Annotated in this window: 16 protein-coding genes; 11 read left to right on the top strand and 5 right to left on the bottom strand. The window is 73.1% G+C overall.

Translation table 11 applies throughout. From position 1 onward, the window contains the following. Positions 1 to 9: 9 nt before the first annotated feature. From ACIA3K_RS13350 to ACIA3K_RS13315, 8 genes are all read left to right on the top strand, one after another. Positions 10 to 720, top strand: coding sequence for a DUF6758 family protein (locus ACIA3K_RS13350; RefSeq protein WP_396801073.1), 711 nt, complete (start codon positions 10 to 12; stop codon positions 718 to 720). A gap of 116 nt (positions 721 to 836) precedes the next feature. Continuing rightward, complete coding sequence (locus ACIA3K_RS13345; protein ID WP_007455302.1) at positions 837 to 995, top strand: hypothetical protein; 159 nt, start codon at positions 837 to 839, stop codon at positions 993 to 995. A gap of 6 nt (positions 996 to 1,001) precedes the next feature. Beyond that, positions 1,002 to 1,877 (top strand): PH domain-containing protein, encoded by an 876-nt coding sequence (locus tag ACIA3K_RS13340; RefSeq protein ID WP_396801072.1) that lies wholly within the window; start codon positions 1,002 to 1,004, stop codon positions 1,875 to 1,877. 103 nt (positions 1,878 to 1,980) lie between these two features. Beyond that, entirely contained in the window at positions 1,981 to 2,772 is a 792-nt protein-coding gene (locus ACIA3K_RS13335) for a SigE family RNA polymerase sigma factor (RefSeq protein ID WP_396801071.1), read from the top strand. After that, positions 2,769 to 4,031 carry a hypothetical protein gene (locus ACIA3K_RS13330; protein ID WP_396801070.1) on the top strand — a complete coding sequence of 421 codons (1,263 nt, stop codon included), beginning with the start codon at positions 2,769 to 2,771 and terminating at the stop codon, positions 4,029 to 4,031. The genes ACIA3K_RS13335 and ACIA3K_RS13330 overlap by 4 nt, the downstream gene beginning before the upstream one ends. A 93-nt stretch (positions 4,032 to 4,124) precedes the next feature. Continuing rightward, positions 4,125 to 4,997: a PHP domain-containing protein gene (locus tag ACIA3K_RS13325; RefSeq protein WP_396801068.1), complete on the top strand. Its 873-nt coding sequence runs from the start codon at positions 4,125 to 4,127 to the stop codon at positions 4,995 to 4,997. A gap of 41 nt (positions 4,998 to 5,038) precedes the next feature. Continuing rightward, on the top strand, positions 5,039 to 5,653 hold the full coding sequence (locus tag ACIA3K_RS13320) for a MarC family protein (protein WP_355048999.1): 615 nt from the start codon (positions 5,039 to 5,041) through the stop codon (positions 5,651 to 5,653). Between the two features lie 44 nt (positions 5,654 to 5,697). Then, positions 5,698 to 6,618 carry a RecB family exonuclease gene (locus tag ACIA3K_RS13315; RefSeq protein ID WP_396801067.1) on the top strand — a complete coding sequence of 307 codons (921 nt, stop codon included), beginning with the start codon at positions 5,698 to 5,700 and terminating at the stop codon, positions 6,616 to 6,618. Positions 6,619 to 6,656: 38 nt separating this feature from the next. Here ACIA3K_RS13315 and ACIA3K_RS13310 read toward each other — a convergent pair whose 3' ends face one another. Together ACIA3K_RS13310 and ACIA3K_RS13305 are read right to left on the bottom strand one after the other, a co-directional pair. Further along, positions 6,657 to 7,514 (bottom strand): oxygenase MpaB family protein, encoded by an 858-nt coding sequence (locus ACIA3K_RS13310; protein WP_396801065.1) that lies wholly within the window; start codon positions 7,512 to 7,514, stop codon positions 6,657 to 6,659. A gap of 75 nt (positions 7,515 to 7,589) precedes the next feature. Next, a complete protein-coding gene (locus ACIA3K_RS13305) occupies positions 7,590 to 8,018 on the bottom strand; it encodes a Fur family transcriptional regulator (RefSeq protein WP_355048996.1) in 429 nt (142 codons plus the stop codon). A 199-nt stretch (positions 8,019 to 8,217) separates the two neighbouring features. Here ACIA3K_RS13305 and ACIA3K_RS13300 point away from each other — a divergent pair, with 199 nt between their 5' ends. Beyond that, positions 8,218 to 8,700, top strand: a complete 483-nt coding sequence (locus ACIA3K_RS13300; RefSeq protein ID WP_396801064.1) for a DUF2231 domain-containing protein — start codon at positions 8,218 to 8,220, stop codon at positions 8,698 to 8,700. Positions 8,701 to 8,749: 49 nt separating this feature from the next. Here the strand turns inward: ACIA3K_RS13300 and ACIA3K_RS13295 are convergent, their stop codons facing one another. Continuing rightward, a complete protein-coding gene (locus ACIA3K_RS13295) occupies positions 8,750 to 9,076 on the bottom strand; it encodes a hypothetical protein (RefSeq protein ID WP_396801062.1) in 327 nt (108 codons plus the stop codon). A gap of 51 nt (positions 9,077 to 9,127) precedes the next feature. On the opposite strand from ACIA3K_RS13295, the gene ACIA3K_RS13290 reads away from it, so the two are divergent. Then, a complete protein-coding gene (locus tag ACIA3K_RS13290) occupies positions 9,128 to 9,310 on the top strand; it encodes a hypothetical protein (RefSeq protein ID WP_396801061.1) in 183 nt (60 codons plus the stop codon). Positions 9,311 to 9,382: 72 nt separating this feature from the next. On the opposite strand, the gene ACIA3K_RS13285 is transcribed toward ACIA3K_RS13290, so the two are convergent. Together ACIA3K_RS13285 and ACIA3K_RS13280 are read right to left on the bottom strand one after the other, a co-directional pair. Then, the gene (locus ACIA3K_RS13285) at positions 9,383 to 9,745 is read right to left on the bottom strand and encodes an FmdB family zinc ribbon protein (protein ID WP_396801060.1); all 363 of its coding nucleotides are present in this window, start codon (positions 9,743 to 9,745) and stop codon (positions 9,383 to 9,385) included. A 63-nt stretch (positions 9,746 to 9,808) separates the two neighbouring features. Further along, positions 9,809 to 10,486 (bottom strand): 5-formyltetrahydrofolate cyclo-ligase, encoded by a 678-nt coding sequence (locus tag ACIA3K_RS13280; RefSeq protein WP_396801059.1) that lies wholly within the window; start codon positions 10,484 to 10,486, stop codon positions 9,809 to 9,811. Positions 10,487 to 10,571: 85 nt separating this feature from the next. On the opposite strand from ACIA3K_RS13280, the gene ACIA3K_RS13275 reads away from it, so the two are divergent. Beyond that, positions 10,572 to 12,926 (top strand): diguanylate cyclase, encoded by a 2,355-nt coding sequence (locus ACIA3K_RS13275; RefSeq protein WP_396801058.1) that lies wholly within the window; start codon positions 10,572 to 10,574, stop codon positions 12,924 to 12,926. The last annotated feature ends 6 nt before the right edge of the window (positions 12,927 to 12,932 follow it).

Here is a 12,932-nt window from a genome sequence, read left to right as displayed (position 1 = left end):
GTGCCGGCGATGCGGGGTGACGGTGGGGATGTGAGTGTCGCGGTGAGTTGTCCGAGATGCGGGGGCCCGGTACGGGCGCCGGATCTGATGCACACCGAGTCGAGGTGCCTGCGCTGCGGACCCGTGCCGCCGCTGCACGTGCCCGAACACATCGGGGCGGAGATCGTCGCGAGCGTGGTGGAACGGATCACCGCGGCTCCCGGTCCACCCGGGACACCACTGTGGTGCCCGTGGCCGCTGCCGCCCGGTTGGACCCTCACCGGCGTGGCGTACGCCGGCGACGACCGCACCGGCGTGCGGGCGACCGCGGTGGCCTGCGCGGGGCCCGCGCCGCTCGACGACGGCCCGGCGGATCTGGTCTTCGTGGCCGAGGAACCGGGCGTGGGCCTGGGTACGCGACTCGCCGGCCTGGCCGGCCCCGATCCCGGACCGGAGCTCGCCGACGCGCTGACCGACCCCGGCCCCGGGCACCCCGAGCACGTCGGGCAGGCCAGGATCAAGGTCGGCGGGCACCCGACTCCACTGTGGTTGGTTAATTCTCCGACGGATCGAAGCGCGTACGCCGGCGAGGCTCGGGGAATGTGGCTGCATGCGATAGCCTGGCCGGCGAGTGCGGGTCATCTGCTCGCGGAGGATGTCGTGTTACACGACCTGACCGAGTGGACTCCGCCCGAACTCGTGTACGGCGCACCGTCCCCGTACCTGTCCGGGAGAGCTTGACATCTCTTTCGGCTTGACGGAGAACGGACGCAGATATTCACTGTACGACACCACACTGATACTCTGGGTGCCGCTGCGGTAATGGGACCCGGCGCCGCGCGAGAGGATGGCCCGCCATGGTCAAGAAGGTCCTCACCTGGGCCGGAATCGCATTCTTGATCTTCTTCGTCGCCTATCGGCCAAACTCTGCGGCTGATGTGTTCAAGTCGCTGGGCGGCGGGATCATGGACATCGCCCAGGGGTTCGGCGACTTCTTCACCAGCCTCGTCGCCTAGCCGCCGATGGGCAGCCCCTCCGGTCCACCCTTCGACCCGGACGACCCCGACCGGGACCGTCGCGAGCGCGACACCGAGCCGATTCCGCGGATCGGGCCCGATGACGGCCCGGGCTACGGCGCCGGTCCCGGCCTGTCCGATGGGCCATCCCTTTCGGACGACGTCGGCTACGGCGACGGGCCCGGCTATGCCGGCGAAGGGCGGTCCGGTCGGGCCTGGATCCGCGATCCCGACGCCGCCAACCAGCCGCCGCAGATCTCCGAGGAGGAGCTGGCGGGGCTGCGCGCCGACGCCATGGGGTCGACACCCCGACGGGTCCTCCCGTTGGAGGACGAGCCCAGCTCGCTGGTCGCCCGTTACCTCTTCCCCACCGAGCGTTACCGGGGTGAGTGGAAGCGGCACTGGATCCACCTCACCAACCCGCTCCTGATCGGCGTCGCGGCGACCTTCGTGCTCGGTTACCTCTCCGGCTTCCTCGCGGGGCGGAGCGTGGGCGCGTTGACGACCATCGCGGTGCTGCTCTGGTTCGCCGTCATGGGCTGGGTGGCGTGGAAGGTCGCCGACTGGTGGTATGACCGGTTCATCCTGACCAACAAGCGGGTCATGGTGGTCAACGGGATCGTCACCCGCAAGGTCGCCATGATGCCGCTGGTCCGGGTCACCGACATGAAGTACGAGCAGACCCCGACCGGCCGGGCGCTCAACTACGGCACCTTCGTGCTGGAGTCCGCGGGCCAGGAGCAGGCGCTGCGGGAGATCAAGAATCTGCCCAACCCGAACGAGCTCTACCTACGAGTCGTCGAAGAGATGTACGAGCCGCAGGCGGTCGAGGCGCGGTTGGGCAAGGAGGCCGACGAGGCCAAGGCCGACGACGGCGCGTGAAGGTTTTCGTCCGAACATCGGAGCAAGTGCGCACCTTTCGTCATGGACCGCAGCGCCGCTGACGTGGCACTCTTCCAGAACGGTTTGGGTGCGGAGGTGTGTGGTGGCGAGCAGGGATCCCCTGGAGGAGGAGTTTCGCGAGTTCGTCGCGGCTCGCTCCGCCGCCCTGCTCCGTACCGCATATCTGCTCTCCGGCGACTGGGCGACGGCCGAGGACCTGCTCCAGACGGCGCTGACGAAGACCTACCTCGCGTGGAAGCGACTCGGCGGGATCGAGGCGGTCGAGCCGTACGCCCGGCGTGTGATGGTCAACACGTCGACGAGCTGGTGGCGGCGGCGCTGGCACGGTGAGCGCCCCACCGAGGTGCTGCCCGAGCGCCCCGGGCTCGACGAGATCGAGCGGCAGCTCGACCGCGACCTGCTCTGGCGGCACCTCAAGGAGCTGCCCAGCCGGCAGCGGGCGGTGCTCGTCCTGCGCTACTACGAGGACCTGTCGGAAGCGCAGACGGCGGCCCTGTTGGACATCTCGCCAGGAACGGTGAAAAGTCAGGCATCCAGGGCGCTGGCCACGTTGCGCCGGCGCATGGGCGCCGACGCCCCGGATCTGGCCGCCGAGCCGACCGGCACCGCCTCGCGGCGCGGCCGCGACGCGGCTGCCCCCCGCTCCCGAGCGGCTGCCCGACCCGGCGGTACTGCCCAGGCGGTCCCGTCCGGCCCGGTCGGCGGGATGGCCGGAGCCCGCTCCGCGGCGACACCGGGTCCCAGCGTCGGTCGGGCCGCTCCCAGGCCGGTCGCGCCGCGCCCGTCCGCGCCCCATCCGATCGCCCCGGCGCTCGACCTGCCCACCGCTTCGGTGGCCGTGCCTGTCGGCACCGGCCCCGGAGAGCAGCAGTGAACGTCTTTCCGCGGCCCCGCGACAACCTCACGGGTGGCCTGCGGCGTCCTAATCAGGTGCGACGTGACCAGCTCGAAGGTGCGGTGCGGGAGGCTCTCTCGCGCCAGGTCGCCGTCACCCGTCCACTGGCCGCCGACCCGGCCGGTCAGGCCATCCGACGCGCCAACCGGATCCGACGGCGGCGTGCCGGCGTCGGTATCGCGCTCGGGGTGGTCACCACAGTGCTGATCGGCGCCGGCATGACACACCTCTCCGGCGGCTCCGACCAGCAGGGGCCGCCCATCGTCGTCATCGGCGACCCGGACCTGTCGGCCCAACCGCTCGCCACGGCCAGCGCCGCCCCGCCTCCGACCTCGTCGAAGGCGCACGCCGACGTGCTCTTCGCCGGCGCCTTGATCGACGCCGACGGCAAGCGTCTGGCGCTGCCCGGTGTCGGCCCCGCCGAACTCGCGCACCGGCTGCCCAACGGCACGGGTCTGCTGGTGGTCGGAGCGCCCACCGCCGCCGGGCGCTCCCTCTGGGTCGCGCAGGACGACGGCCTGGTGCAGGTGCTGCTGGCTGGCGCGGGTCAGATCGTTCTCGCCCCCGACGGCACGCAGGTCGCCTGGCGGGACGGCGAGGACCTGCTCGTGGCGGGAGTCGTCGGCACCCAGCTCATCGGCACGGTGCGTATCGCGGTCCCGGACAGCGCGCAACCCGTCCGGTTCGTCGGCAGCAGCCTGCTGGTCCGACTCGATCCGACCCGGCCGGGTCACGTCCTGTGGCGGCCCGGCGCGGACGAGCTGACCGAGGTGCCCGAGCAGGACACCCTCAACATCTACGGTTCGCTGCCGGACGGGCGGCTGGTCAGCCAGGTGTCGGCGAACTCGGCGGACGAAACCTGCCTGGCGTTTGTCGATCCGAAGCGGGCCACGAAAGCGGCACGTACCGCCTGCGGCAGCCACTTGAGCCCGGACGGCGTCGGCGGGATGTCCGACGACGGACGGTGGCTCCTGGTGAACGGGAAGGTCGGGTCGACCGACCGCTCCCTGCTGGTCGACCTGGAGCGGCTGGACACGACGCTGGACGCCGTACCCGTCGGCCCGGCGGTGAGCGGCACGGTCACCTGGACAAGCGACTCGGACGTCGCCTACGTCGACAGCTCCGGCTGGCTGGTCCGGGTGAACGTCAAGCGGGTCCGTGGCGGCGAACAGGCCGAGTCGATGCCCGTGGCCGGCCTCGAGCCCGGCGACCGGCCGGTCCTGGTCAGCGGCTCCTGACCCGGCCGGGTCGGCCGGCTGGCCGGGCCGGGCACCGGGGGATCGCCGCCACCTACGCGAGTCTGCTTCGGGTCCGCTCGGTAGCGTCGGGGAGTGACCTCGCGTACCGGCTCCGCGCCCCGGATCGACCTGCACGCCCACTCGACCGCCAGCGACGGCACGCTGACGCCGGCCGAACTGGTCCGTGCCGGCGCGGATGCCGGTCTGGACGTGCTGGCCATCACCGACCACGACACCACCGCGGGCTGGGCACCGGCCGTACGGGCGTTGCCGCCCGGCCTGCTCCTGATCCGGGGCGCCGAGCTGTCCTGCCGCTGGGAGGGCGCGGAACCGGCGATCCCGCTGCACCTGCTGGCCTACCTGTTCGACCCGGAACACCCGGAGTTGGCCGCCGAGCTGGCTCGGGTGCGGGCCGCCCGCGAGGAGCGCGGTGAGCGGATCGTGGCGCTGCTACGCGCCGACGGCATCGACGTGAGTTGGCCGGAGATCCTCGCCGGCGCGGCCGGCGGGACAGTCGGTCGCCCGCACATCGCGCAGGCGCTGATCCGCGCCGGCCTGGTTGCCGACACCCGTGCCGCGTTCGGCCCGGACTGGCTGGGTGAGCGGTACCGGCTGCCGAAGGAGGACATCGACGTCTTCCGGGCGGTCCGGCTGGTCCGGGCCGCCGGGGGCGTACCGGTGTTCGCCCATCCCCGGGCCACCCGACGTGGCCGGGTGGTGCCCGACGAGCTGATCGCCGAGCTGGCCGCCGCCGGGCTGGCCGGGCTGGAAGCCGACCACGAGGACCACAGCCCGGCCGAACGTGAGCACGTCCGGGCGCTCGCCGCCGAGCTGGGCCTCCTGGTCACCGGCTCCTCCGACTTCCACGGCACCCACAAGACCGTCCGGCTCGGCGCGTTCACCACCGGCGTCGAGGCGTACGAGCGAATCGTCGCCGCCGGGGTGACCGAGGTCGCTTCGGCCTGATCCGCGTATTTCGCCCACCGTGGCGCGGCTAGGTTGCTCACGTGGATCTGAAGCTGTTCGGCGAGGTTTTCGTGACCCTGCTGGTGATCACCGACCCCCCGGGCATGATGCCGATCTTCCTGGCGCTGACCGGGCCGCTGCCCGCCCGCGACCGCAACCGGGCGGCGTGGCAGGCCGTCGCGCTCGCTCTCGGTGTGATCGTGATCTTCGCGGTGGCCGGGCAGACGTTGCTCGACTATCTGCACGTTGACCTGCCCGCGTTGCAGGCCGCCGGTGGGCTGCTGCTCGTCCTGGTCGCCCTGGAGCTGCTGACCGGCAAGGCCGACGACCCCAGCCAGCAGGTCACCTCGAACATCGCGCTGGTGCCGCTGGGCACCCCGCTGCTGGCCGGACCGGGCGCCATCGTGGCGACCATGCTCTTCGTCCAGCAGGCCGACGGGTTCGGCGACTACACCGCGATCGCCGCGGCGATCCTCGCCGTCATGGTCGCCGTGTGGATCGTGCTGCGCTTCTCCGGCGGCATCGTCAAGATCCTGCGTCCCGGAGGCATCGAGGTGCTGACCCGGATCGCCGGCCTCCTCCTTGCCGCGATCGCCGTCCAGCTCATCGCCGACGCGGTGGCCGCGTTCGTGACGCACTACGTGAACATGACCTGACCGGGACAGTCCGGATGTCAGGGGTGGATGGCAGGATCGCAGGCGTGCGACGAGCCTCTTCATCCGGACGATCCGCCGCTGGCGGTCGGACCCCTCAGCAGCGTCCCGGCGGCGCCGAGCAGCTCGGCTTCGAGGGGATGCCGGAGCGTCTGTTCGTCTGCACCCCGAGCAAACTCGGTGCGTACGCCGACTGCCCCCGCCGCTACCGCTACTCCTACGTCGACCGTCCCACACCGCAGAAGGGCCCGCCCTGGGCCCACAACTCGCTCGGCGCCAGCGTGCACACCGCCCTGAAGAACTGGCACGCGTTGCCCGCCGACCGACGCCGCCCCGAGGCGTTGGCCACCCTGCTCAAGGGCACCTGGGTCCGTGAGGGCTACCGCGACGACGAGCAGGAGCGGGCCGCCTACCGGCGGGCGCTGAGCTGGCTGGAGGCGTACGTCGAGACGTTGGAGCCGGAGGCCGACCCGCTGGGTGTCGAGCGGGTGGTGGCGGTCAAGACCGCCGTCCTGGCCTTCAACGGCCGCACCGACCGCATCGACTCCCGGCCGGGTCCGGAGGGTCCGGAGCTGGTGATCGTCGACTACAAGACGGGCCGCACCGGGCTGGACGCCGACGACGCCCGGGGCTCGCAGGCGCTGGCTCTCTACGCGTACGCGGCCGAGCGGGTGTTCCGCCGGCCGTGCCGCCGGGTCGAGCTGCACCACCTGCCGACCGGCACGGTCGCCGGTCACGACCACACCGTCGAGTCGCTGGCCCGCCAGTTGACCCGCGCGGAGGACACGGCCCGCGACATCATGGCCGCCGAGCGGGTCGTCGCCGACGGCGGTGACGCCGACGAGGCGTTCCCGGTCGCGCCCGGGCCGCGCTGCGGCTGGTGCGACTACCGGCGGCACTGTCCCACCGGGGCGCAGACCCCGGGCAAGGAGCCGTGGGCGGCCGTGGAACGAACCGTCGAGGGCTGATCGCGTCCGTCGGCCAGCTCGACGCCGCGCGCGTGCGGTCAGCCGGCCAGCGCCGCTCGATCGGCCGCACGTTGCTTGGCGGCCTGAATCAACGGCCCCTCCAGGTAGCGACGGGGCACCGCGCCGAGCGCCAGTCGCAGCGCGCGAACGCTGAGATCCGCCGACAACTCGGTGGTGGGCAGCCCCAACCCGCCGTACATCCGCCGGGCCCATGGGGGGAGCAGCGCGAGCGCGGTTCCGGCGATCCCGAGGTACGCCCACCGTGGGGGACCGAGGTTGAGGCCCAGCCGGGCCGGCAGACCGAGCTTCCACGGCAGCGGTGGGGCGGTGAGGAACAGCGCCGTCTCGGCGGCTTCCCGGGTCATCCGCAGCTCCGGCCGAACGGCACGGTAGTAGTCCTGGACCTCGGCGGCGGTGCCCGGCACCGTGGCCGGGTCCAGCCCGACGAGGGCGGCCGACCGACGTTGCTCGGTGTAGTAGCCGTCCACCTCGTCATCGGTGAGCGGCAGACCGGCCCGGCGGGCGGTGCTGAGGAACGACTCGACCTCGGTGACGTGCACCCAGCGCAGCAGGGCCGGGTCGTCGATCCGGAACTCCTCGCCGGTGGCGGGGTCGGTGGCCCGCAGCCGGGCGTGCAGTCGACGCAGCCGCGCGCCGGCCTGCTCCGCGTCGAGGGTCGTGCCGTAGACGGTGGTCTCCACGTAGGTGGCCGTGCGGACCAACCGTCCCCACGCGTCCGTGCGGTAGTTGCTGTTCTGCGCGACGCCGGCCATGGCGCGCGGGTGCAACGCCTGGAGGTAGAGCGAGCGCAGGCCGGCGACGATCAGGATCGGCTCCTCGTGCACCTTCCACGTGACCGAACCCGGACCGAAGAGGCCGAGGTCATCGGAGTCCACCGACCAAGCGTGCCACGGCCGGCGCGCCGGTGCCGGCCAGCACGGCCGGCCGGGGTTCCGGCGACGGGGAAGAGGTCAGCCGTCGGCGGCGCGGCGCGACTGACAGCTCGGGCAGAGACCCCAGAACGTCACCTCCGCCTCGTCCACCTCGAAGCCGTGTGCGACGCCCGGATCCAGGCAGGGTGCGCTGCCCACCGCGCAGTCGATGTCGGCGATCTCGCCGCAGCCCCGGCAGACCACGTGGTGGTGGTTGTCGCCGACGCGTGCCTCGTACCGGGCGGGGCTGCCGGCCGGCTCGATCCGGCGGGACAACCCGGCCCTGCTCAGCGCCCCCAGCACGTCGTAGACCGCCTGGGTGGAGACGGAGTCGAGGCGCTCCCGGACCCGCCGGGTGATCTCGTCGACCTCCAGGTGGCCACCGTCGGCGAGGACATCCAGCACCGCCAGGCGCGGACGGGTCACGCGCAGCCCTCGCGATCGCAGCAGTTCCTCACCTCTGGACACGCGCCAATGACAGCACGCGCGACCAGCGACGACAACAGTCGGCCGAGGGCGGTGGCCACGCGCACAGCTCGTAGAGATCGATACGAGCACTGAACCTCATCAGCGCCGTGCGCGTGTCTTTCGGGGGAGAGCCCGGGGACGACCGGCGGTTCGTACGTACGCTGGCGATCCCGGGACCGTGATCCGCCTGGAGGTGTCGATGTTCGAGAAGATCCTGGGTCTACCGACACACGTCTTCGTCGTGCACGCGATGGTGGTCTTCGTCCCCCTGCTGGCGGTGCTGGCCATCGCGTACGTGGGGCTGCCGCGCTGGCGGCACCGACTGGACTGGGCGCTGGGCATCCTCGCCGTGGTCACGCCGGTGACCGCCTTCGTGGCCATCGAGTCCGGTGAGGCGTTCACCGACGCCCTGGTCGCCCGGGGCTACCAGGGGCAGATCCTCGACCAGATCTTCGAGCACTCGCGCTACGGCGACATCCTCTTCCGGATCGTGGTGCCGCTGGGGATCGTGGCCATCGCGCTGCTCGTGGCGACCAGCGGACACCCCCGGGTGCCACGGCTGCCGGCCCTGGTGACGCCGGTGCTCGCGGTGGCCGCCGTCGCGCTGTCGCTCGCTGCCCTGGTCTACGTCGCTCTGACCGGTCACTCCGGTGCCGAGGCCGTCTGGGGCACCACCCTCTGACCAGCGCGGACCGACGGTCGCTGCCGGCCGCCGCCCAGCGGCGCGGTGGTCAGAAGAGGATCCGCGAGCAGAGCAGGCAGACGAGGGCCACCACCACCACGGCGGCAGCGGCCCCGAAACCGTAGGTGACCCGCTGCGACCGCTGCTCCGCCACGTCCAGGGCGGCCGTGTCCTGAGGTGGCAGGCGTCGCGGCGGCGCCGGCTCCAGGTGTACGGGGGGACGCCAGCCCGCCGGAGGCGGCACGCTCGGGGGTGGCCCCGCATAGCCGTCGGTGGTTGGTGTGGCGGGCGGCGGTTGGTCCGCCGGGGGACCGTCGCCGGTCCCGGGCCGACGCCAGTAGTCGTCCGGGGTGCTGCCACCGCTGGGGGTCGTCACGCCGTCCGAGGCTACCAACGGAGCCGCCGGCCTGCGCTAGTGTTGCCGCTCGTGAGCACCGAGGAACCCGGCGCCGCGGTCGCGCGCGGCGATGACGACCGCACCGTCGACCTGAGCGACGACTTCGTGGTGCTGCCCGAGCAGACCTCGGACGACACCGACCACGGCTGGGGCGAGCGCAGCGGAGGAAACGACGACTGGCTCCTCGCCCAACGCCCTCCGCACTGGGACTGAACCCCGGGCAGGTAGACCTGGCCCGGGGTTCAGCGGCGCATCGCCGACGTAGCGGTCTGCGACCGAGCGGAATCAGGACGCCGAGCTGGCCGCCGCCTTGCCGCCGCCCGACCCACCGGACGACGAGGACGAACCGGACGACGACCCGGACGAAGACGAGGACGACGAGGACGACGAGCCGGAGTCCCCACCCGAGGACGAGGACGACTCGGACTTGGCCGGCTTGGTCGCGCCGCCGGCCGACGTCTCCGAGCCGGACGCGCGGGAGTCGGTGCGGTAGAAGCCCGAGCCCTTGAAGACGACGCCGACGGAGTTGAAGACCTTGCGCAGCCGCCCCTGACACGCCGGGCACTCGGTCAGCGGCTCGTCAGAGAAGGACTGCACCGCCTCGAGCTGGTGACCGCACGCGGTGCAGGCGTACTGGTACGTAGGCACGTTCTCCTCCGGTATCTGGACTCGGCCAGTTGGCACTCGACGTATTCGAGTGCCAATGGTGCGTCATTCGGGCCGGGTTCGTCCAGCGGACGTGTGGGGCGCGACACCCTGCGCCGTACCCGGGCCGTCAGCAAGCGTACGCATCCCGCCAGAGGGGGTGACCACCGCGCGGACCGGACGGTCGTGCGGCTCGGCGGGCAGCGCCTCGACCAGCTCACCGTCGTGCAACGGCACCACGGTCAGGCTCGCCGTGGGCACCCGTGCCAGCGCCCGGTCGTAGGAGCCTCCGCCGCGGCCCAGCCGCCGGCCGTGGTGGTCGACCGCGAGCGCCGGCACGACCACCAGTTCCGCGCCGGAGACGGCGGTCACGCCGAGGCGGGGACCGACCGGCTCCCGCATGCCCCGGCCGGCGGCGGCCAGCGCGTGCGGACCGGTGTACGCCGCCCAGTCCAGGTCAAGATCCGCGCGGAGCACCGGAAGCAGCAACTCGCCCTCGGCCGGTAACGCCCCGCGCAACACCTCCGCGAGACTGGCGCCGCCCGGCTCGGAGCCGACCGGCACGTACGCCGTCATCCGGCGCGGGCGCAGCCGTCGTACCAGGGCGACCAGCTCGGCCTGGACGCGCCGGGCGGCTTCGGCCCGCGTCGCGTCGTCCAGGGCCCGACGGTGGGCGAGCAGCCGTACCCGGGTGTCCCGCTTCGTCACACGGGTCACTTCCGCTTCATCAGAAAAATCTGACACGCAACACTCCTGACGCAACGCCACTCCCACGGTTGCTCTGTGTCAGCATCGCAAGCAACGGAGGCGGAACTTCCGGGGGGACCGAGTGACGCTACGCGGGCGGTTGACGGCAGCCTTCCTCGTGGTGGTGCTCGGCCCGGTCCTGCTCGGTGCGTTCTTCGTCGCCTCCACCGTCACGGCCGTCGACCGCACCCGGTCCATCGAACGCCTCGCCGTGGCGGCGTCCGCGGTGCGTACCTCGGTCGACGCGCTCTGCCAGCAGCTCCGTGCCGCCGCCGACGCGGTCGCCCTCACCGGTGATCCGGCGGTCGTCGCCGGTCAGCTCATCGGCCGGGGGTTGGCCGCGGCGGTGCAGGTCAGCGACGTGGGTGGACGGGTCACGTACGTCTCGCCGGGCGCGCCGTCGACACCCTGGCGGGACTGCTCCGAGCCGGTCACCGTGACGTCCGGTCCGGTCCGCGCGCTGGCGGCCCGCGTCGACCGGCGGGACGCGGCCGGCACCCTGCTGGGCAGTGTGGCCGCCGCGCAGCTCGTCGACCCCGCCTTCGTGGCCCGGCTGGCGGCGGTGAGCGGAGTCGCGGTCACGCTGCTCGACGGCGGTGCGAGCGCCGCCCGGTTCACCCACACCACCGAGTCCCGCGAGGTACGCGACGGGGTGCTGGCCGCCGCCGGCCACACCACCGGCGGACGGGTCACCGAAACCACGAAGGGGCGGTACGTGCGCCGGGTCGGGCCGTCGGTGGGCCAGCCGTTGCCGCTGGTCCTGTCCGTGCCGAGCACCAGGCCACCGGGTCTGCACGTCACGCTGGCCGGCGTGGTCGTCCTGGCCGGGCTGCTCGCCGTGCTGACCGCTTGGCGGCTGGCCCGGGTGACCACCCGGCCCCTGGCGGAGCTGGCCGGCGCGGTCGACCGGGTGGCGCACGGCGACCTGACCGCCCGGGTGCCGGTGCGCGGCCGGGACGAGCTGGGCCGGCTCGCGGAGGCGTTCAACCGGATGACCCGCGAGACCGGTTCGTACGTCGCGGCGCTCACCAGCAGTCGTGACCAGCTCCGCGGGCACCTCGCGGTGCTCGGCGACACCCTGGCCAGCACCCACGATCTGCAACGCATCCTGCGGGTGATCCTGCACAGCGCCATCGCGGCCACCGGCGCCCGGGCCGGCGCGGTGCTGCTGGTGGAGACCGGTGGGGTGCTGGTGGCACAGTGCAGTGAGGGTCTGGACGGGCGCTGGCCGGCCCCCGACCCGGACGGCCCGGAGACCCTGCGGGTGCCGGTCGGCGTCGGCGTGGTCGGCGCGGTGGCCGCCACCGGCGAGCCGCAGCGGGGACGCGTGGAACCGACCGAACCGCCGACCGGCGAGCCGCGCTGCCGCACCTACGTCGCGGTCCCCTTCGCCGCCCCGGGCACGACCGGGCTCGGCAGCGGCACGACGACCATCCCGGGCGGCGAGCGGACCATCCCGGGCGGCGAGCGGACCGCCGACGAGGCGGTCTCTCCGGCGGCGGCCCTCGGCGTGTTGGCGCTCTACGATCGGGTGGGCGCGGCCGAGTTCGACGACGACGACCTGGTCACCCTGCGGACCTTCGCCGGGCACGCGGCCGTCGCGGTCGAGAACGTGCGGGTGCACGAGGAGGCCCAGCGGCTCTCCCTCACCGATCCGCTCACCGGGCTGTGGAACTACCGCTACCTGCGCGAGTCGATCCGCCGGGAGGTCGAGCGGGCCAGCCGGTTCGGCCGGATGCTCAGCGTCCTCGCCCTCGACCTGGACCGCTTCAAGGACGTCAACGACACGTACGGGCACGCGGCAGGGGACACCGTGCTGGCGGAGTTCGCCCGGCGGGTACGCGGCGAGATCCGCGAGGTGGACCTGGCGTTCCGGCAGGGCGGGGAGGAGTTCGTGCTGCTCCTGCCGGAGACCGACGCCCGGGGCGCGGCGATCGTCGCGGAACGGCTGGGCGCGGCGGTACGCGAGACGCCGATCGCCGTCGAGGCGTACGCGGGACCGATCGTGGTGACCGTGTCGGTCGGCATCGCCGTCTACCCGGACCACGGCAGCACCGGGCGGGAGGTGCTGGAGGCCGCCGACGACGCCCTCTACGTGGCCAAGGCCGCCGGTCGGGACACCTACCGCGTCGCGGAGGTCCGCCCGGACGTGCCGACGCGGGAGATCCCGGTGCCGGCCGGCGCGGTCAGCCCACCCGACGGGCTGCCGAGAGCCGGCCGGTCCGCGCAGGTCCCGCGGGAGCCGGGCGGCCACGCCCGGTCGGAGCCGGCTGCGGGCGTACCCGAATCGAACCGTCCGGGGCCCGCGCACGCGCGGCCGGAACCGGCGGACGGCCCGGTGGACGCCGCGCGAGCGGGCCCGGACGCGGCGCGGCCGGGGCCGGGCGGCGGCGCGTCTTCTGGGCCACACCCGCCGCGGCAGAGCCGTGGCCGATAGTCTCGC

The organism is Micromonospora sp. NPDC051543 (assembly GCF_044454415.1).
Taxonomy (GTDB): Bacteria; Actinomycetota; Actinomycetes; order Mycobacteriales; family Micromonosporaceae; genus Micromonospora.
Note: the sequence above shows the minus strand (reverse complement) of the source record. Positions and strands in the feature narration are given on the sequence as shown.

Coding starts and splice junctions, on each gene's coding strand:
- ACIA3K_RS13350 (WP_396801073.1), top strand. CDS start 10: ATGCGGGGTGACGGTGGGGATGTGAGTGTCGCGGTGAGTTGTCCGAGA.
- ACIA3K_RS13300 (WP_396801064.1), top strand. CDS start 8,218: ATGTTCGAGAAGATCCTGGGTCTACCGACACACGTCTTCGTCGTGCAC.
- ACIA3K_RS13340 (WP_396801072.1), top strand. CDS start 1,002: ATGGGCAGCCCCTCCGGTCCACCCTTCGACCCGGACGACCCCGACCGG.
- ACIA3K_RS13345 (WP_007455302.1), top strand. CDS start 837: ATGGTCAAGAAGGTCCTCACCTGGGCCGGAATCGCATTCTTGATCTTC.